Below are 15,507 nucleotides of genomic sequence, written 5' to 3' on the forward strand. Positions count from 1 at the left end.
GACCCCGCCCGCAGGACCGGAAGTAGCGACAATCCCTGATGCCCGGAACCTTCGAACCGCTTCCCGGCGGCGGCGCGGCCGTCGCCCTCGACGACGTCGAGATCTCCATCATCCGGTCGCTGGCCGTCCAGCTCCTGGAACTCATCGGTCCCGGACCCGCCGAGGACGCGCCCGACGACCCGCTCGCGGAGCTCTTCGCGGACGGCCCGAGCGAGCCGCCGTCCGACCCGGTGCTCAAGCGGCTGTTCCCGGACGCCTACAGCGACCCCGAGGGCACTCCGCAGGCGGAGCAGGCCGAGGAGCAGCGGGAGTACTCCTCGGAGTTCCGCCGCTACACCGAGAACGACCTGCGGGCCGGCAAGCGCGAGAACGCCCTCGCGGTGGTCCGCTCGCTGGACGCGCTGCGTTCCGGGGGCGACGGCGGGGCGGTCCTCAAGCTGTCGACCGATGAGTCCCGGCAGTGGCTCGGCGCCCTCAACGACCTGCGGCTCGCGATCGGCTCCCGCCTCGACATCACCGACGAGGAGGACACCGACCTCCTCTACCGGCTCCCGGACGAGGACCCCCGCAAGCCGATGGTGATGGCGTACCTGTGGCTGGGGGGCCTCCAGGAGACCCTCGTGACCACCCTTATGCCATGAGATGTGGCGTTTTCGTGCTCGCTTTTGAGGATGATGTGTTCGCTCAGAGGACGCTCAAATCCGGATAACGATCACGTCACCGTGATGGCCGCCTATGCCCGCCAAGGGTGTTCTTTGTCCGCTTCTCCCTGTGACGCGCGCCACATCCCGCCCAGGCGATCAGTGTTGCGGCCGTGATAAATCTTCACGACCGCCCGGCGAACACCACCCGTATGTTCGGCCGGGTGCGCCACCGAGCCGGCAACCGCCGGCCAGGCTCAGCGGACCCGGAAACGCCCGAGCACGCCCCCACACCGCCCGGCACGCACTCTCGCCGCACCGGCCAAAGCCCCACGTGGCTCCGCCACGAAGGACTTCGTCCGGCACGCCGAGAGCACGCACCGAACGACGCGGGAGCGCACCCGGACGTCCCCGAGCCCGCTCACTCCATCAATCCGGGGGGATCGAGATCCGGTCCGCGGCCGACGAAGGCCGGGGTCGGCATGGAGAAAGGCGCACCACACACATGACCTCCGCTCAGGTCGACACAGGCACGGGCTCAGGCTCGGAGAAGACCTCCGAAGAGGGGTACGAGCGCGGACTCGGCAGCCGCCAGGTCCAGATGATCGCGATCGGCGGCGCCATCGGCGTCGGCCTCTTCCTCAACGCCGGGGCGAACATCGCCAAGGCCGGTCCGAGCCTCATCCTCATGTACGCCGTCGCAGGCGTGATCATCTTCTTCATCATGCGGGCACTCGGCGAGCTGCTGCTCTACCGCCCGGTCTCGGGCTCCTTCGCGGAGTACTCCCGCGAGTTCCTCGGCCCGTTCTTCGGCTACTTCACCGGCTGGACGTACTGGCTGCTGTGGGTCGTCACCGGCATGGCGGAACTCACCGCCGCCGCGATCTACGTCAACTACTGGTTCCCGGCCGTCCCCCAGTGGACGACGGCCCTGGTCTTCCTGGTCGTCCTGTTCGTGGCCAACCTGATCTCGGTGAAGCTGTTCGGCGAGATCGAGTTCTGGTTCTCGATGATCAAGGTCACCGCCCTGATCGGCATGATCGTGATCGGCCTCGGCGTCCTCACCTTCGGCTTCAGCGCGGCCGGCGACACCGCCGCGGTGTCCAACCTCTGGGCCTTCGACGGCTTCTTCCCCAAGGGCGTCGGCTCGTCCCTGATGACCCTGCAGGGCGTGATGTTCGCCTACCTCGCCGTCGAGCTGGTCGGCGTCACCGCGGGTGAGTCCGAGAACCCCGAGAAGACCCTCCCCAAGGCGATCAACACCCTGCCCTGGCGGATCGGCCTCTTCTACGTCGGCGCCCTCACCGTCATCCTGTGCGTGGTGAAGTGGACCGAGTTCGCGGCGGGCGTCAGCCCCTTCGTGAAGGCCTTCGCCGTGATCGGCATCCCCGCGGGCGCCGGCATCGTCAACTTCGTCGTCCTCACCGCGGCCCTGTCCTCCTGCAACTCCGGCATGTACTCCACGGGCCGCATGCTGCGCACCCTCGCCGACAGCGGAGAGGCCCCGCAGGCCTTCAACAAGCTCTCGGTGACGCGCACCCCGGCGCTGGCCATCACCGTCTCCGTGCTCTTCATGGGCATCGGCGTGGTGCTGAACTACGTCGTGCCGGAGAAGGCCTTCGGATACGTCGTCTCGGTCGCGACCGCCGCCGGCATCTGGACCTGGCTGATGATCCTGATCAGCCATGTGCGCTACCGCCGCGAGGTCGTGGCGGGCCGCCTGCCCGCCTCCTCCTTCCCGGCACCCGGCGGCTCGGTCGGCAGCTGGATCGCGATCGTGTTCCTGCTCTTCGTCACCTGCCTGATCGCCTACGACGCCGACTCGCGCGTGTGTCTGTACGTGATGGCCGGATGGGCCGCCGCGCTGGGCATCGGCTGGGCCGTCCTGAAGACCCGGAACCCGGGGATCGCGGACCGGCGCGAGCCCGAGCTCGAGAAGGTCTGAAGCCGGTAAGTCCGGCATGTGGGCCGTCCCGTACCGACCCTCGGTACGGGGCGGCCCTCTGCTTATCCTTTCGGCATGCTGACCATCACCCAGGCCCTCGTCGACCAGATCGTCGCGCACGCGCGCAAGGACCACCCCGACGAGGCGTGCGGAGTCGTCGCGGGCCCGGCCGGGTCGGACCGCCCCGAGCGCTTCATCCCCATGCTCAACGCCGCCATGTCGCCCACGTTCTACGAGTTCGACTCCGGTGACCTGCTCAAGCTGTACCGCGAGATGGACGACCGCGACGAGGAGCCGGTGGTCATCTACCACTCCCACACCGCGACCGAGGCCTACCCGTCCCGCACGGACATCTCCTACGCCAACGAGCCCGGCGCCCACTACGTCCTCGTCTCCACGGCCGACACCGACGGCCTCGGCGACTTCCAGTTCCGCTCCTACCGGATCGTCGACGGCGAGGTCACCGAGGAGGACGTGAAGATCGTCGCGGCGTACTAGGCTCGCGGGGACGACCGACTTCCCGTATCGGAGAGGGTGTTGACCTCGCACACGCACGGACGACGGCCCACCCTGGAGGATGTCGCGCGCCGCTCGGGGGTGTCGAAGTCCACGGTGTCACGGGTGATCAACGGCGAGCCGAAAGTGCGCGCGGAGGTCGTCGAGCAGGTCCGCGAGGTCATCGCCGAACTCGGCTACGTGCCCAACCAGGCGGCCCGTCAACTCGTCACCCGACGCACCGGCGCCGTCGCCGTGGTCGCCAGTCAGCCGCAGAACCGCCTCTTCCTCGACCCGTTCTTCGACTGCCTGCTGCGCGGAGTGCGCCGCGAACTCGCCGGGCACGGTGCCCAGGCCGTCCTGCTGTTCCTGGACGAACCCGACGACCACGCCCGCGTCGCCGACTACCTCGGCGGCGGCCATGTCGACGGCGCCGTGCTGTTCTCCCTGCGCCCCGGCGACCGGCTCCATGAGTTGGCCGACCGGCTCGACATCCCGGTCGTCTTCGGCGGCCGCCCCCTGCCGCGCGACGGCGACACCGCGCACGCCCACGCCCACGTCGACGGCGACAACCGCGGGGGAGCCCGGCAGGCCGTCCAGCACCTCGTCTCCCGGGGCCGCACGAGGATCGCGACCGTCACCGGGCCCTACGACCAGGAGGACTCCGCCGCCGAACGGCTCGCCGGCTACCAGGACGTCCTTCCCGACGCCCCGCCCGAGCTGACCGAACGCGCCGACTACACCGAGCAGGGCGGCGCCGACGCCATGGCCGCCCTGCTCGACCGGTGCCCCGGCCTCGACGCCGTCTTCGTCGCCTCCGACCTCATGGCCGCGGGCGCGCTGCGCACCCTGCGCGCGTGCGGCCGCCGGGTCCCCGAGGACGTCGCGGTCATCGGCTTCGACGACCTCACCGCGATCAGCGAGTCGACGGACCCGCCGCTGACCACGGTGCACCAGGACGTGGAGCGGACGGGGCGGCTCATGGCCCGCCTCCTCTTCGACCGGCCCGCACCGCCGCCCTCGGTGGTCGTACCGACCAGACTGGTGGTCAGGGCCTCCGCCTGAGCTGCCCGATCTCAGTGAGCGGGCGGATTCCGTCCGCATGGTGGGATCACACTCCGGGACCCGGACCGGGAATCGATACGATGACCCCATGGTTTCTTACGACGTGAGCGAGAAGACGCCGGGCAGCCTGCTCGTGGCGCGGCTGCACGTCGACCTGTGCAGGCTCGCCAGCGCCATCTGTTGACGCTGCCCCCTGCCGCCGTACGGCCGTGAGCCGCGGCGCCTGACACACGCACGACCTGCGGTACCAGCGCTGCCGCGCGCCCACCGACCAGACACCATCCGACAGGAGCCCTGAGCCATGGCCATCGAGGTCCGCATCCCGACCATCCTCCGCACCTACACCGACGGCCAGAAGGCGGTGGAGGGCAACGGGAACACCCTCGCCGAGCTCTTCGCCGACCTGGAGACCCGGCATGCGGGCGTCCAGGCCCGCATCGTGGACGGCGGTGAGCTGCGCCGCTTCGTCAACGTCTACCTGAACGACGAGGACGTTCGCTTCCTCGACGGCATCAACACCAAGCTCGCCGACGGCGACAACGTCACGATCCTGCCGGCCGTCGCCGGCGGCATGGCCTGACGTCGATGCGTTACGACTCCCCGCTGGCCGCGGTGGGCAACACCCCTCTGGTGCGCCTGCCGCGGCTCTCGCCGTCCGCCGACGTCCGTATCTGGGCGAAGCTGGAGGACCGCAACCCGACCGGCTCGGTCAAGGACCGCCCCGCCCTGCACATGATCGAGCAGGCGGAGAAGGACGGCCGGCTCACCCCGGGCTGCACCATCCTGGAACCCACCTCCGGCAACACCGGCATCTCGCTGGCGATGGCCGCGAAGCTCAAGGGCTACCGGATCGTCTGCGTGATGCCCGAGAACACCTCGCAGGAGCGCCGGGACCTGCTCGCCATGTGGGGTGCCGAGATCATCTCGTCCCCGGCCGCGGGCGGCTCCAACACCGCCGTACGGGTCGCCAAGGAGCTGTCCGCCGAGCACCCCGACTGGGTGATGCTCTACCAGTACGGCAACCCGGACAACGCGGGCGCCCACTACGCGACCACCGGCCCGGAGATCCTCGCCGACCTCCCCTCGGTCACCCACTTCGTCGCGGGCCTCGGCACCACCGGCACCCTGATGGGCGTCGGCCGCTACCTGCGCGAGCACAGGCCGGACGTGAAGATCGTCGCCGCCGAGCCGCGCTACGACGACCTGGTCTACGGGCTCAGGAACCTGGACGAGGGCTTCGTCCCGGAGCTGTACGACGCCTCGGTGCTGACCACCCGTTTCTCCGTCGGCTCCGCCGACGCGGTCACCCGCACCCGCGAGCTCCTCCAGCAGGAGGGCATCTTCGCGGGCGTCTCCACCGGCGCCGCCCTGCACGCGGCGATCGGCGTCGGCAACAAGGCGCTGAAGGCGGGGGAGTCCGCCGACATCGTGTTCGTCGTGGCCGACGGCGGCTGGAAATACCTGTCCACCGGCGTCTACACCGCGGCCACGACAGAGGAAGCGATCGAGACCCTGCAGGGCCAGCTCTGGGCCTGACCTCCCGCTAGGTCGCCAGGTGACGGACCTGGTCCCACAGGACCGGGTCCACCACCCCCGCTCTGCGCCGGAAGTCCCCCACCGGTACCTGCCGCAGCTCGTCCGTCTCCAGGAAGCTCGCGCGTCCCTGGGCGTCGCCCACCGAGCCCGGAGGCAGCGGGATCACCCCGGCCCGCCCGTCGTGGTACCTGCTGGTGATCTTCGCGACGGTGACCCGGCGGCCGTGCACCGCCAGCACCAGGCACGGTCGGTCCTTGGCCCCCGGCCCGTCCTCGTACGGCACCTGCGCCCACCAGATCTCGGCGGGCCGCGGCCGTCCTCCCGTCGTACGCCCGGACGGCCCAGTCGTACGGTCCGCGCGTCTCCGCGGCCGGTGCCCCCGCCCCCACCCGTCGACGAGCGTGGCGACCAGCGCGAGCAGCACCATCGCAGCGAGCGCGAGCCACCAGGACGTGTCCATGCAGACGACGGTACCGGCGCGCGATCTGCCCCGCGCGCCCTCTGCGTAACCCGTGATCCCTCTCTCACTCCCCATACGCCCCTGGTCCAGCCGAACCGGTGACACCACAGGTGAGTTCGCCCACAACGGCCCTTGGCGGAGGAGCGACCGGAGGTTTTGCGCCTTACGCTCGACGGACCGCACGACCCCCGTTCCCATCCCAGAAAAGTTCCCGCCAGCGGAGGTTTCTGTTTTATGAAGCTCACCGTCGTCGGCTGCTCGGGGTCGTTCCCGTCCGCGGAATCGGCCTGCTCGAGCTACCTCGTCGAGGCCGACGGCTTCCGGCTGCTTCTCGACATGGGCAATGGTGCCCTTGGCGAGCTGCAGCGCCACTGCGGTCTCTACGACCTCGACGCGATCTTCCTCAGCCATCTGCACGCCGACCACTGCATCGACATGTGCGCGTACTTCGTCGCGCGCTACTACCGCCACGACGGCGGCCGCTGCGACCCCCTCCCGGTCTACGGCCCCGAAGGCACCGAACACCGTCTGACCACGGCCTACGCCGACACCCCCACCGCCTCCTCCATGAGCGAGGTCTTCGACTTCCACACGGTCAAGCCGTCCACCTTCGACATCGGCCCGTTCACGGTCCACACGGAGCGAGTGGCGCACCCGGTGGAGGCGTACGGCATCCGCGTCGAGCACGGCGGGAAGTCCCTGACGTACTCCGGCGACACGGGTCTCAGCCCGGCCCTGACCGAACTCGCCCGCGACACCGACCTGTTCCTGTGCGAGGCCGCCTTCACGCACGGCAAGGAGAGCATCCCCGACCTGCACCTCAACGGCCGCGAGGCGGGTGAGACCGCGACCCGGGCAGGCGCCCGCCGCCTGGTCCTCACCCACATCCCCCCGTGGACCGACCCCCAGGTCAACCTCGCCGACGCGCGCGCGGTCTTCGACGGCCCGGTGTCCCTGGCGACGCCGAGGCAGTCGTACGAGATCTAGCCCCTACGACATGACGAAGGCCCCCGGAGAGGTTCAGGACTCCGGGGGCCTTCGCATGCGGTACGGCGGCTCTACGCCTTCGTGAGGTCCTCGACCTCTTCCTCGGGCTCACGGCCGGGGGTGGGGAGGTTGAACTTGACGATGGCGAAGCGGAAGACGGCGTAGTAGATCGCGCCGAAGACCAGCCCGATCGGGATGATCAGCCATGGCTTGGTGGCCAGGTTCCAGTTCAGCCCGTAGTCGATGGCGCCCGCCGAGAAGGTGAAGCCGGCGTGGACGCCGAGCGCCCAGGTCACCGCCATGGAGAGTGCGGTCAGGACCGCGTGGATCGCGTAGAGCACCGGCGCGATGAACATGAACGAGAACTCGATCGGCTCGGTCACACCCGTCACGAAGGAGGTCAGCGCGAGCGAGATCATCATGCCCATCACGGCCTTGCGGCGCTCGGGGCGGGCGGAGTGGGCGATCGCGATCGCGGCGGCCGGCAGACCGAACATCATGATCGGGAAGAAGCCCGCCATGAACTGACCGGCCGTCGGGTCACCGGCGAAGAAGCGGGTCAGGTCGCCATGGACGACGGCGCCTGTGGCGTCCTTGAAGTCGCCGATCTGGAACCAGGCGACGGAGTTCACGAACTGGTGCATGCCGATGGGGATCAGCGCGCGGTTGATCAGACCGAACAGCCCCGCACCGAAGGCGCCGAGTCCGGTCATCCACTCACCGAAGTTGGAGATGACCTCGCCGATCGGCTCCCAGACCAGACCGAAGAAGACGCCCATGAGGGTGCCGACGAAGGCCATGATGATCGGCACCAGGCGGCGGCCGTTGAAGAAGCCGAGCCAGTCCACCAGCTTGGTGCGGTGGAAGCGCTGCCACAGCACGGCGGACAGCAGACCCATGATGATGCCGCCGAGGACACCGGGGTTGTTGTAGGTCGCGGCTATGTCCGCGCCGGCCTGAACCTTCGCCTCGGTCACCGGGAAGGCCTTCAGCACGTTGCTGTAGACCAGGAAACCGACCACGGCGGCCAGCGCGGTGGAGCCGTCGGACTTCTTGGCGAAGCCGATGGCGACACCGATACAGAACAGCAGCGGCAGGTTGTCGAAGATCGCGCCACCGGCGGTGGCGAACACGGACGCGACCTTGTCCCAGCCGAAGCCGTCCTTGCCGAACACATCGGGCTGGCCGAACCGGAGCAGGATCCCCGCCGCCGGCAACACGGCGATCGGGAGCTGCAGGCTTCGGCCGACCTTCTGCAGGCCTTGGACAAGACCGGCTCCCCGCTTCTTGGCGGGGGCCGCCGCTGTCTCGGTGGCGGTGCTCATGACGCTTCCTCCATCGGGTGGTGGTCTACACCACTCAGTGGTGTAGACCTGTTGTACACGATGGGGGCGTTATAAGGAACCCGTCAGTTCTGCAACCGGAGGACTACACTTTGGTGACGTCCTCGACCTCCTCCTCGGGCTCCCTGCCCGGCGTCCTCAGGTCGAACCGGGTGATCGCGAACCGGAAGATCACGTAGTAGACGGCCGCGAAGCACAGGCCGATCGGGATGATCGCCCAGGGCTTCGTCGCGAGGTTCCAGTTGATGACGTAGTCGATGAGACCGGCCGAGAAGCTGAAGCCGTCGTGCACCCCCAGCCCCCAGGTCACCGCCATCGACACCCCCGTCAGCACCGCGTGCACCACGTACAGCAGCGGCGCGATGAACAGGAACGAGTACTCGATCGGCTCGGTGATCCCCGTCACGAACGAGGTCAGCGCGACCGACAGCATCAGCCCGCCCACCTCCTTGCGCCGCTCCGGTTTCGCGCAGTGCGTCATCGCCAGCGCCGCCGCCGGCAGCGCGAACATCATGATCGGGAAGAACCCCGAGGTGAACTGCCCCGCGTTCGGGTCGCCCGCCAGGAACATGTTGATGTCACCGTGCACCTCGGTGCCGTCCGGCTTGGTGTACGTCCCGAACTGGAACCAGATGGGCACGTTCAGGAACTGGTGCAGCCCGATCACCAGCAACGCCCGGTTCGCGACACCGAACAGCCCCGAACCCCATGCCCCCGCGTCATTCAGCCAGTCGCTGAAGCTCTCCAGACCGTCACCGATCGGCGGCCACACCCACAGACACAGCGCCGCGAACACGATCGCCACGAACGCCATGATGATCGGCACCAGCCGCCGCCCGTTGAAGAACCCGAGCCAGTCCACCAGCTTCGTACGGTGGTACCGCTGCCAGAAGTACGCCGTCAGCAGCCCCATCACGATGCCGCCGAACACCCCCGGGTTCTGATAGGTGAACGCCACCACCGTCTGGTCCACCGTCGCCTGGCACCCGATGCCCTGCACGGCCTTCGCCCCGCTCGGACAGTCCTCCGGAAACTGCCTCAACACCGAGTAGTAGACAAGGAATCCGGCCACCGCCGCCAACGCCGTCGACCCGTCCGCCTTCTTCGCCATCCCGATCGACACACCCACACAGAACAGCAGCGGCAGCCCCAGCTGACCGTCGAGCAGCGCCCCGCCCGCCCCCGCCATCACCTTGGAGACGTCCGTCCACCCCAGACCGTCGTCCCCGAACACGTCCGGCTGCCCGAGCCGGTTGAGGATGCCCGCCGCCGGCAGCACCGCGATAGGCAGCTGAAGACTGCGGCCCATCTTCTGCAACCCCTGGAACGCCGACTGCCAGCGCCGGCGTGCGGGTGAGATCTCCGTCTCCGAACTCATCAGTTGGCGACCGCCTGTCGGGTGGTGTAGACCAGTCACGGACGATTGGTTGCTGTGACGTCATCTTTCGGTACGGACAGCGCGATCGCCCGCGAAGTTGGGCCAACTGTGCAGGAGGAGAACGACATGGCCACCAAGGCAGAGAAGATCGTCGCCGGACTCGGCGGCATCGACAACATCGACGAGATCGAGGGCTGCATCACGCGCCTGCGCACCGAGGTCCACGACGCCGCCCTCGTCGACGAGGCCGCCCTCAAGGCCGCCGGCGCCCACGGCGTCGTCAAGATGGGCACCGCGATCCAGGTCGTCATCGGCACGGACGCCGACCCGATCGCCGCCGAGATCGAGGACATGATGTGAGCTGAGCACGCCGAAGACCCACCCGGGAGGCCGATAGGCTCGACGCCATGTCTCGAATCGACGGCCGCACCCCCGAACAACTCCGCCCGGTCACCATCGAACGCGGCTGGAGCAAGCACGCCGAAGGCTCCGTCCTCGTCTCCTTCGGCGACACCAAGGTCTTCTGCACCGCCTCCGTCACCGAAGGCGTCCCCCGCTGGCGCAAGGGCAGCGGCGAGGGCTGGGTCACCGCCGAGTACTCCATGCTGCCCCGCGCCACCAACACCCGCGGCGACCGCGAATCCGTCCGCGGCAAGATCGGCGGCCGCACGCACGAGATCAGCCGCCTCATCGGCCGCTCCCTGCGCGCGGTGATCGACTACAAGGCACTCGGCGAGAACACCATCGTCCTCGACTGCGACGTCCTGCAGGCCGACGGCGGCACCCGCACGGCCGCCATCACAGGCGCCTACGTCGCCCTCGCCGACGCCGTCGCCTGGGCCCAGGGCAAGAAACTGATCAAGGCCGGCCGCCGACCGCTGACCGGAACCGTGAGCGCGGTCTCCGTCGGCATCGTCGGCGGCACACCCCTCCTCGACCTCTGCTACGAGGAGGACGTCCGCGCCGAGACCGACATGAACGTCGTCTGCACCGGCGACGGCCGCTTCGTCGAGGTCCAGGGCACCGCCGAGGCCGAGCCCTTCGCCCGCGACGAACTCAACTCCCTCCTCGACCTCGCCGTCCTGGGCTGCTCCGAACTCACCGCCGTACAGAGCAAGGCACTTGATACGGTCCTCGAAAGGTAAAGGGACCGCCAAGAACGGCGGCCGGCGCGCGCAACCCGACCGGCCGTCCCGGCGTCTTCGGGAGTACGGGCGCCCGCTGTGCACAACGGGCGCCCGTCCAGTCAACGGGGGCCCCCGAGGCCTGCCACGAGGAGGAACAGATCCATGGCCGCGAGCCGACGCCGCCGTAGTCGCCGTATCACCCTCGCCGCCGCGGTGGCCGCCGTGGCACTCACAGCCGGCCTCACCACCGGCTGCGACGCCGTCAACAAGGCCCTGGACTGCGTCCAGACCGCCGAGGCCGTCGCCGACAGCGTCACCGACCTCCAGCAGGCCGTGGAGAACGCCTCGAACGACCCGACCCAGATCGACGAGTCCCTCGCCGCCATCGACCAGAACCTCGACGAGATCGGCGACAAGACCGACAACACCGACGTCAACCAGGCGGTCGACCACCTCGACCAGGCCGTGTCAAACGTCCGTACGGCCGTCAAGAACGGCGACGAGACCCCCGACCTGAGCCCCGTCACCGACGCCGCCGGCGAACTGACCAAGGTCTGCACGCCGTAATACTGGTGCGCATGACCCGCCTGATCCTCGCCACCCGCAACGCCGGCAAAATCACCGAGCTCCACGCGATCCTCGCCGACGCAGGTCTGCCCTTCGACCTCGTCGGCGCGGACGCGTACCCGGAGATCCCCGACGTCAAGGAAACCGGCGTCACCTTCGCCGAGAACGCCCTCCTGAAGGCCCACGCCCTGGCCCGCGCCACGGGCCTGCCCGCCGTGGCCGACGACTCCGGCCTCTGCGTCGACGTCCTCAACGGCGCCCCGGGCATCTTCTCCGCCCGCTGGTCGGGACGCCACGGCGACGACCAGGCCAACCTGGACCTGCTCCTCGCCCAGCTCTCCGACATCGCCGACGAACATCGCGCCGCCCACTTCGCCTGCGCCGCCGCCCTCGCCCTGCCGGACGGCACGGAGCGCGTGGTCGAGGGACAGCTCCGGGGCCTGCTCCGCCACACCCCCACCGGCACGAACGGCTTCGGCTACGACCCGATCCTCCAGCCGGACGGCGAGACCCGCACATGCGCCGAGATGTCAGCGGAGGAGAAGAACGCGATCAGCCACCGGGGGAAGGCGTTCCGGGCGCTGGTGCCGGTGGTGCGGGAGCTGTTGGGATGATGCAGAACGGCCTGCGCGTCGATGCTTCGATTCGCAGGCCGTTCATGTGCGGCGGAAGGGATTCGAACCCTCAAGCCCGATCAGGGGCCACAGGACCTAAACCTGCTGCGTCGCCGTTGCGCCACCGCCGCTAGCCGCCTGCCATCGTACCGGGAGCCGCTCCCCGCTTTCGGCCTCCCCTGCACCAGGTGCTGGTGATCGCGTGGCAGTTGGGGCACAACAGCCGCAGGTTCTCCCGCCGGTCGTCGCGCCAATCGCCGTTGATGTGGTCGACCTCCAGGGTCATGGGCTTGCCCCACCACACAGGGCCGACTCCGCACCTGGCGCATTCCTCAGGAACCCCGACCGCGCCCAGCGCCCGGCGCAGGCGCTTCGTCGCCGTCCGGTGGGTGCCCTGGTGCCGTACCAGAACGTCCTCGGGGCGCTTGGAGTTCGGCGCCGGTCTGCCTCGCTGGTGTGCCTGTCCAAGGAAGTGGTCCGTCCCGAGGTGATCGTCGGCGATCCACTGGCGCAGCTTCTGTCGCTGCGCACCGGTGTCCGTGCGGCCGAGGCGACGCAGCACCTCCGCCATGGAGGTCGAGTCGGCAACCACCGCACGTAGCTCGTCGCGGGTGGGCCGCGCGGACCTGCCGCAGGGGCGGAAGTGCGAGATGTCGATGTCGAAGTGGGCGAATCGCCCGGCGAGATACGTGCGCAGATGGCCGTAGGGCTGAGTTTCGAAGAAGGTGATGACCCCGTCGAGGTCGGAACACCGAGCGGCGGCTTCAGCCAGCCGTTCCCGGGTGTACCGCATGCTGCTGCTCATGAAGCCCTGCCCTTGCCGCGCCCTCGGTAACTGTCCGTCGTCGAGTGGCAGTTGGGGCACAGCAGCCGCAGGTTCTCGACGCGGTTGTCCCGCCAGTTGCCGTCGATGTGGTCGACCTCGAGGGAGAGCGGCTCGCCGAGCCAGACCCCTTCGATCCCGCACATGGCGCAGCACTCCTCCACGCCCTGCGCGCTCATCGCCCGCTTGAGGCGGCTGCCCGGCACGCGGCGTGCGACTGCCGAGTTGTCCTCGACGAGGATCTCCTCGGCTGTCCGGCGGCGCTGGTTGTACCGCTGCCGTTCCGTGCGCACCACCGGCGTGAAGTGCGAGATGTCGATGCCGTAGGCCTTGATGCGCCGAGAGATGTTGGCGTGGTGGCCGCCGACCGGTTCCAGCCCGAGTCGGCGCAGGACGTCATTGACGCTCGTCGACGCCGCGACCACCGGCTCAAGGATGTCCCGCGTCCACTTGGCACCCTCACGCTCGAGGTGCGAGACGTCCACCCCGAGCTTCTTCATCCGTTCGTGGACGTACCGCCGCTTCCAGCCCTTTGGATCCACCCCCAACCTCTGACACGCCTCCGACAACGTCCGAGCCCCCCGAGCCGCCGCCTCCAGCCGCTCCTTCGTGTACGCACTGGCCCCCACCGGACCCCCTCCGTTCCCGACCACACGTTCGCGGCCTCGTACGGGGTAACGAATCGTTTATCGGACAGTCACGCCCGGAACGGGAAGCGGCCCGCACCGGCATTCGGTGCGGGCCGTTCGGCAGGGGAGCCGAGGAGTTCAGATGCCCAGGTCCTTGATGATCTTTGCTACGTGGCCCGTCGCGCGGACGTTGTACAGGGCGCGTTCGACCTTGCCCTCCTCGTCGACGACGATCGTGGAGCGGATGACGCCCATGTAGGTCTTGCCGTAGTTCTTCTTCTCGCCGTAGGCGCCGTAGGCCTCGGTGACGGTCTTCTCGGGGTCGGCGAGGAGGGTGACCTTGAGGGATTCCTTCTCGCGGAACTTCGCCAGCTTCTCCGGGGCGTCCGGGGAGATGCCGAGGACGTCGTAGCCCGCGCCGGCCAGCACCTCCAGGTTGTCGGTGAAGTCGCAGGCCTGCTTCGTGCAGCCGGGGGTCAGGGCGGCCGGGTAGAAGTAGACGATGACCTTGCGGCCCTTGTGGGCGGAGAGGGACACGTCGTTGCCGTCGGCGTCGGGCAGGGTGAAGGCGGGGGCCACGTCCCCGGGCTGGAGTCGCTCGCTCATTGGGTCAGCGTAACCGGGGGTCCTGACAGTGCGGTGGCGGGCGGAACTGACAGACTGTCCAGGACAAGCAGAAGCGAACCCGGAGGCTCTACCGTGGCGGACACGTCGGACACCAGAACCCCGGCGCAGATCGAGGCGGACATCAAGCGCCGCCGCGAGGTGCTGGCAGACACGCTCGACGAGATCGGGGTGCGGGTGCACCCGAAGACGATCGTCGGTGACGCCAAGGCCAAGGTCGTCTCCAACATCGACCACACGCTGGGGCGGGCGTACGTCTCCGTGAACAAGGCCGTGACGGACGTGAAGGCCCAGTTCGTGGACGAGGAGGGCGCGCCCCGGCTGGAGCGTGTCCTGCCGGTCGCCCTCGTCGCCGTGGGACTCGTGGGGCTGCTCGCCCTGGGGACCCGGCGCCGCAAGGGCTGACCCGGCCGCGTACACGGGCGTCGAGGACAGGTAGGTTCAGTGGCGTGAGCGCCAAGAGAAACGACACCCCGCAGGACAAGCTGCCCATCCGGATGCTGCACGACCGCGTACTCGTGCGGCAGGAGAACGGTGAGGGCGAGCGGCGGTCGGGAGGCGGCATCCTCATTCCCGCCACCGCGGCCGTCGGGCGCCGGCTGGCCTGGGCCGAGGTGGTCGCCGTGGGGCAGAACGTACGGACCGTGGAGCCGGGTGACCGGGTGCTGTACGACCCCGAGGACCGGGCCGAGGTCGAGGTGCGCGGGACGGGTTACGTCCTCATGCGGGAGCGTGATCTGCACGCCGTGGCGGCCGACCGGTTCGAGGGCTCCGAGGACTCGACGGGCCTGTACCTCTAGAACAGCGGGCGAGAAGGGCCGGTGACCATCGTCACCGGCCCTTTTCGGCGTTTCCTTGCTACCTTCGAAGGTGCCCGACGAGACGCGCCGTACCGGGACAGGCAAAGACGACGCAGCCCGTTCTGTCGTATGTCTCGGAGGTGCCCGTCATGGCCTGGGTTCTGCTCGTCGTCGCCGGTCTGCTGGAGGTCGGCTGGTCGATCGGCATGAAGTACACGGAGGGCTTCACCCGGCTGGTGCCGAGTCTGCTCACCGGTGCCGGAATCGCCGCCAGCATGATCCTGCTGTCGTACGCCGCCAAGTCCCTTCCCATCGGTACCGCCTACGGCGTCTGGGTCGGGATCGGGGCGGCCGGGGCGGCGGTGCTCGGCATGGTGGTGCTGGGGGAGCCGGTCACCGCCGCGCGGATCTTCTTCGTGTGCCTGCTGCTGGTCGCCGTGGTGGGGCTGAAGGCGACCTCGGGTCACTGAGGG

Annotated in this window: 21 protein-coding genes, 1 tRNA gene and 1 riboswitch; of the genes, 15 read left to right on the forward strand and 7 right to left on the reverse strand. The window is 69.0% G+C overall.

The window, feature by feature from the left end; genetic code table 11:
- Positions 1 to 38: 38 nt before the first annotated feature.
- From AQI94_RS00540 to AQI94_RS00565, 7 genes are all read left to right on the forward strand, one after another.
- Positions 39 to 641, forward strand: a complete 603-nt coding sequence (locus tag AQI94_RS00540; RefSeq protein ID WP_031056725.1) for a DUF2017 domain-containing protein — start codon at positions 39 to 41, stop codon at positions 639 to 641.
- 505 nt (positions 642 to 1,146) lie between these two features.
- Positions 1,147 to 2,586 carry an amino acid permease gene (locus tag AQI94_RS00545; protein ID WP_031056728.1) on the forward strand — a complete coding sequence of 480 codons (1,440 nt, stop codon included), beginning with the start codon at positions 1,147 to 1,149 and terminating at the stop codon, positions 2,584 to 2,586.
- A gap of 75 nt (positions 2,587 to 2,661) precedes the next feature.
- On the forward strand, positions 2,662 to 3,084 hold the full coding sequence (locus tag AQI94_RS00550; protein WP_007382357.1) for a Mov34/MPN/PAD-1 family protein: 423 nt from the start codon (positions 2,662 to 2,664) through the stop codon (positions 3,082 to 3,084).
- Positions 3,085 to 3,123: 39 nt separating this feature from the next.
- Entirely contained in the window at positions 3,124 to 4,146 is a 1,023-nt protein-coding gene (locus tag AQI94_RS00555; RefSeq protein WP_031056731.1) for a LacI family DNA-binding transcriptional regulator, read from the forward strand.
- An 88-nt stretch (positions 4,147 to 4,234) separates the two neighbouring features.
- Positions 4,235 to 4,330 (forward strand): putative leader peptide, encoded by a 96-nt coding sequence (locus AQI94_RS46370; RefSeq protein ID WP_311717690.1) that lies wholly within the window; start codon positions 4,235 to 4,237, stop codon positions 4,328 to 4,330.
- 117 nt (positions 4,331 to 4,447) lie between these two features.
- Positions 4,448 to 4,726 (forward strand): MoaD/ThiS family protein, encoded by a 279-nt coding sequence (locus AQI94_RS00560; protein WP_031056734.1) that lies wholly within the window; start codon positions 4,448 to 4,450, stop codon positions 4,724 to 4,726.
- A 5-nt stretch (positions 4,727 to 4,731) separates the two neighbouring features.
- Positions 4,732 to 5,682, forward strand: a complete 951-nt coding sequence (locus AQI94_RS00565; protein ID WP_031056737.1) for a PLP-dependent cysteine synthase family protein — start codon at positions 4,732 to 4,734, stop codon at positions 5,680 to 5,682.
- 7 nt (positions 5,683 to 5,689) lie between these two features.
- Here AQI94_RS00565 and AQI94_RS00570 read toward each other — a convergent pair whose 3' ends face one another.
- Positions 5,690 to 6,142, reverse strand: a complete 453-nt coding sequence (locus tag AQI94_RS00570; RefSeq protein ID WP_031056740.1) for a type II toxin-antitoxin system PemK/MazF family toxin — start codon at positions 6,140 to 6,142, stop codon at positions 5,690 to 5,692.
- Positions 6,143 to 6,376: 234 nt separating this feature from the next.
- Between AQI94_RS00570 and AQI94_RS00575 the strand changes: the two genes are divergently transcribed.
- A complete protein-coding gene (locus tag AQI94_RS00575) occupies positions 6,377 to 7,129 on the forward strand; it encodes an MBL fold metallo-hydrolase (protein WP_031056743.1) in 753 nt (250 codons plus the stop codon).
- 71 nt (positions 7,130 to 7,200) lie between these two features.
- On the opposite strand, the gene AQI94_RS00580 is transcribed toward AQI94_RS00575, so the two are convergent.
- Both AQI94_RS00580 and AQI94_RS00585 read right to left on the reverse strand, forming a co-directional pair.
- Positions 7,201 to 8,454, reverse strand: a complete 1,254-nt coding sequence (locus AQI94_RS00580; RefSeq protein WP_031056745.1) for a PTS transporter subunit EIIC — start codon at positions 8,452 to 8,454, stop codon at positions 7,201 to 7,203.
- Positions 8,455 to 8,557: 103 nt separating this feature from the next.
- Positions 8,558 to 9,850, reverse strand: a complete 1,293-nt coding sequence (locus AQI94_RS00585; RefSeq protein WP_031056750.1) for a PTS transporter subunit EIIC — start codon at positions 9,848 to 9,850, stop codon at positions 8,558 to 8,560.
- Between the two features lie 126 nt (positions 9,851 to 9,976).
- Here AQI94_RS00585 and AQI94_RS00590 point away from each other — a divergent pair, with 126 nt between their 5' ends.
- The 4 genes from AQI94_RS00590 to rdgB all read left to right on the forward strand — a co-directional run bounded on the left by AQI94_RS00590 (position 9,977) and on the right by rdgB (position 12,158).
- Positions 9,977 to 10,210 carry a glucose PTS transporter subunit EIIB gene (locus AQI94_RS00590; protein WP_031056752.1) on the forward strand — a complete coding sequence of 78 codons (234 nt, stop codon included), beginning with the start codon at positions 9,977 to 9,979 and terminating at the stop codon, positions 10,208 to 10,210.
- A gap of 47 nt (positions 10,211 to 10,257) precedes the next feature.
- The gene (rph, locus tag AQI94_RS00595; protein ID WP_031056754.1) at positions 10,258 to 10,995 is read left to right on the forward strand and encodes a ribonuclease PH; all 738 of its coding nucleotides are present in this window, start codon (positions 10,258 to 10,260) and stop codon (positions 10,993 to 10,995) included.
- 144 nt (positions 10,996 to 11,139) lie between these two features.
- A complete protein-coding gene (locus AQI94_RS00600; RefSeq protein WP_031056756.1) occupies positions 11,140 to 11,544 on the forward strand; it encodes a hypothetical protein in 405 nt (134 codons plus the stop codon).
- Between the two features lie 11 nt (positions 11,545 to 11,555).
- Positions 11,556 to 12,158 (forward strand): RdgB/HAM1 family non-canonical purine NTP pyrophosphatase, encoded by a 603-nt coding sequence (gene rdgB / locus AQI94_RS00605; RefSeq protein WP_031056757.1) that lies wholly within the window; start codon positions 11,556 to 11,558, stop codon positions 12,156 to 12,158.
- Positions 12,159 to 12,205: 47 nt separating this feature from the next.
- Here the strand turns inward: rdgB and AQI94_RS00610 are convergent.
- The 4 genes from AQI94_RS00610 to bcp form a co-directional block, all read right to left on the reverse strand.
- Positions 12,206 to 12,289: transfer RNA gene (locus AQI94_RS00610), tRNA-Leu, on the reverse strand.
- On the reverse strand, positions 12,289 to 12,963 hold the full coding sequence (locus AQI94_RS00615) for an HNH endonuclease signature motif containing protein (RefSeq protein WP_037945048.1): 675 nt from the start codon (positions 12,961 to 12,963) through the stop codon (positions 12,289 to 12,291). Before AQI94_RS00615 ends, AQI94_RS00610 begins: the two co-directional genes overlap by 1 nt.
- On the reverse strand, positions 12,960 to 13,610 hold the full coding sequence (locus AQI94_RS00620) for an HNH endonuclease signature motif containing protein (protein ID WP_031056761.1): 651 nt from the start codon (positions 13,608 to 13,610) through the stop codon (positions 12,960 to 12,962). The genes AQI94_RS00615 and AQI94_RS00620 overlap by 4 nt, the downstream gene beginning before the upstream one ends.
- Before the next feature lie 138 nt (positions 13,611 to 13,748).
- Positions 13,749 to 14,216, reverse strand: coding sequence for a thioredoxin-dependent thiol peroxidase (gene bcp / locus AQI94_RS00625; RefSeq protein ID WP_031056763.1), 468 nt, complete (start codon positions 14,214 to 14,216; stop codon positions 13,749 to 13,751).
- 93 nt (positions 14,217 to 14,309) lie between these two features.
- On the opposite strand from bcp, the gene AQI94_RS00630 reads away from it, so the two are divergent.
- From AQI94_RS00630 to sugE, 3 genes are all read left to right on the forward strand, one after another.
- On the forward strand, positions 14,310 to 14,639 hold the full coding sequence (locus AQI94_RS00630; RefSeq protein ID WP_031056766.1) for a DUF3618 domain-containing protein: 330 nt from the start codon (positions 14,310 to 14,312) through the stop codon (positions 14,637 to 14,639).
- 92 nt (positions 14,640 to 14,731) lie between these two features.
- Complete coding sequence (locus AQI94_RS00635; protein ID WP_202477632.1) at positions 14,732 to 15,034, forward strand: GroES family chaperonin; 303 nt, start codon at positions 14,732 to 14,734, stop codon at positions 15,032 to 15,034.
- A 56-nt stretch (positions 15,035 to 15,090) separates the two neighbouring features.
- Positions 15,091 to 15,151: riboswitch (guanidine-III (ykkC-III) riboswitch) on the forward strand.
- Between the two features lie 32 nt (positions 15,152 to 15,183).
- Positions 15,184 to 15,504: a quaternary ammonium compound efflux SMR transporter SugE gene (gene sugE / locus AQI94_RS00640; RefSeq protein ID WP_031056769.1), complete on the forward strand. Its 321-nt coding sequence runs from the start codon at positions 15,184 to 15,186 to the stop codon at positions 15,502 to 15,504.
- Positions 15,505 to 15,507: the final 3 nt, after the last annotated feature.

It is taken from the genome of Streptomyces pseudovenezuelae, assembly GCF_001513955.1.
GTDB classification, from domain to species: domain Bacteria; phylum Actinomycetota; class Actinomycetes; order Streptomycetales; family Streptomycetaceae; genus Streptomyces; species Streptomyces pseudovenezuelae.

Bases quoted from the DNA above. Each gene is read 5' to 3' on its own strand.
- AQI94_RS00550 (WP_007382357.1), top strand. From the start codon at position 2,662: ATGCTGACCATCACCCAGGCCCTCGTCGACCAGATCGTCGCGCACGCG.
- rdgB (WP_031056757.1), top strand. From the start codon at position 11,556: ATGACCCGCCTGATCCTCGCCACCCGCAACGCCGGCAAAATCACCGAG.
- sugE (WP_031056769.1), top strand. From the start codon at position 15,184: ATGGCCTGGGTTCTGCTCGTCGTCGCCGGTCTGCTGGAGGTCGGCTGG.
- AQI94_RS00570 (WP_031056740.1), bottom strand. From the start codon at position 6,142: ATGGACACGTCCTGGTGGCTCGCGCTCGCTGCGATGGTGCTGCTCGCG.
- AQI94_RS00560 (WP_031056734.1), top strand. From the start codon at position 4,448: ATGGCCATCGAGGTCCGCATCCCGACCATCCTCCGCACCTACACCGAC.
- AQI94_RS00565 (WP_031056737.1), top strand. From the start codon at position 4,732: ATGCGTTACGACTCCCCGCTGGCCGCGGTGGGCAACACCCCTCTGGTG.
- AQI94_RS00575 (WP_031056743.1), top strand. From the start codon at position 6,377: ATGAAGCTCACCGTCGTCGGCTGCTCGGGGTCGTTCCCGTCCGCGGAA.
- rph (WP_031056754.1), top strand. From the start codon at position 10,258: ATGTCTCGAATCGACGGCCGCACCCCCGAACAACTCCGCCCGGTCACC.
- AQI94_RS00580 (WP_031056745.1), bottom strand. From the start codon at position 8,454: ATGAGCACCGCCACCGAGACAGCGGCGGCCCCCGCCAAGAAGCGGGGA.
- bcp (WP_031056763.1), bottom strand. From the start codon at position 14,216: ATGAGCGAGCGACTCCAGCCCGGGGACGTGGCCCCCGCCTTCACCCTG.
- AQI94_RS46370 (WP_311717690.1), top strand. From the start codon at position 4,235: ATGGTTTCTTACGACGTGAGCGAGAAGACGCCGGGCAGCCTGCTCGTG.
- AQI94_RS00540 (WP_031056725.1), top strand. From the start codon at position 39: ATGCCCGGAACCTTCGAACCGCTTCCCGGCGGCGGCGCGGCCGTCGCC.
- AQI94_RS00615 (WP_037945048.1), bottom strand. From the start codon at position 12,963: ATGAGCAGCAGCATGCGGTACACCCGGGAACGGCTGGCTGAAGCCGCC.
- AQI94_RS00585 (WP_031056750.1), bottom strand. From the start codon at position 9,850: ATGAGTTCGGAGACGGAGATCTCACCCGCACGCCGGCGCTGGCAGTCG.
- AQI94_RS00545 (WP_031056728.1), top strand. From the start codon at position 1,147: ATGACCTCCGCTCAGGTCGACACAGGCACGGGCTCAGGCTCGGAGAAG.
- AQI94_RS00590 (WP_031056752.1), top strand. From the start codon at position 9,977: ATGGCCACCAAGGCAGAGAAGATCGTCGCCGGACTCGGCGGCATCGAC.
- AQI94_RS00635 (WP_202477632.1), top strand. From the start codon at position 14,732: ATGCTGCACGACCGCGTACTCGTGCGGCAGGAGAACGGTGAGGGCGAG.
- AQI94_RS00600 (WP_031056756.1), top strand. From the start codon at position 11,140: ATGGCCGCGAGCCGACGCCGCCGTAGTCGCCGTATCACCCTCGCCGCC.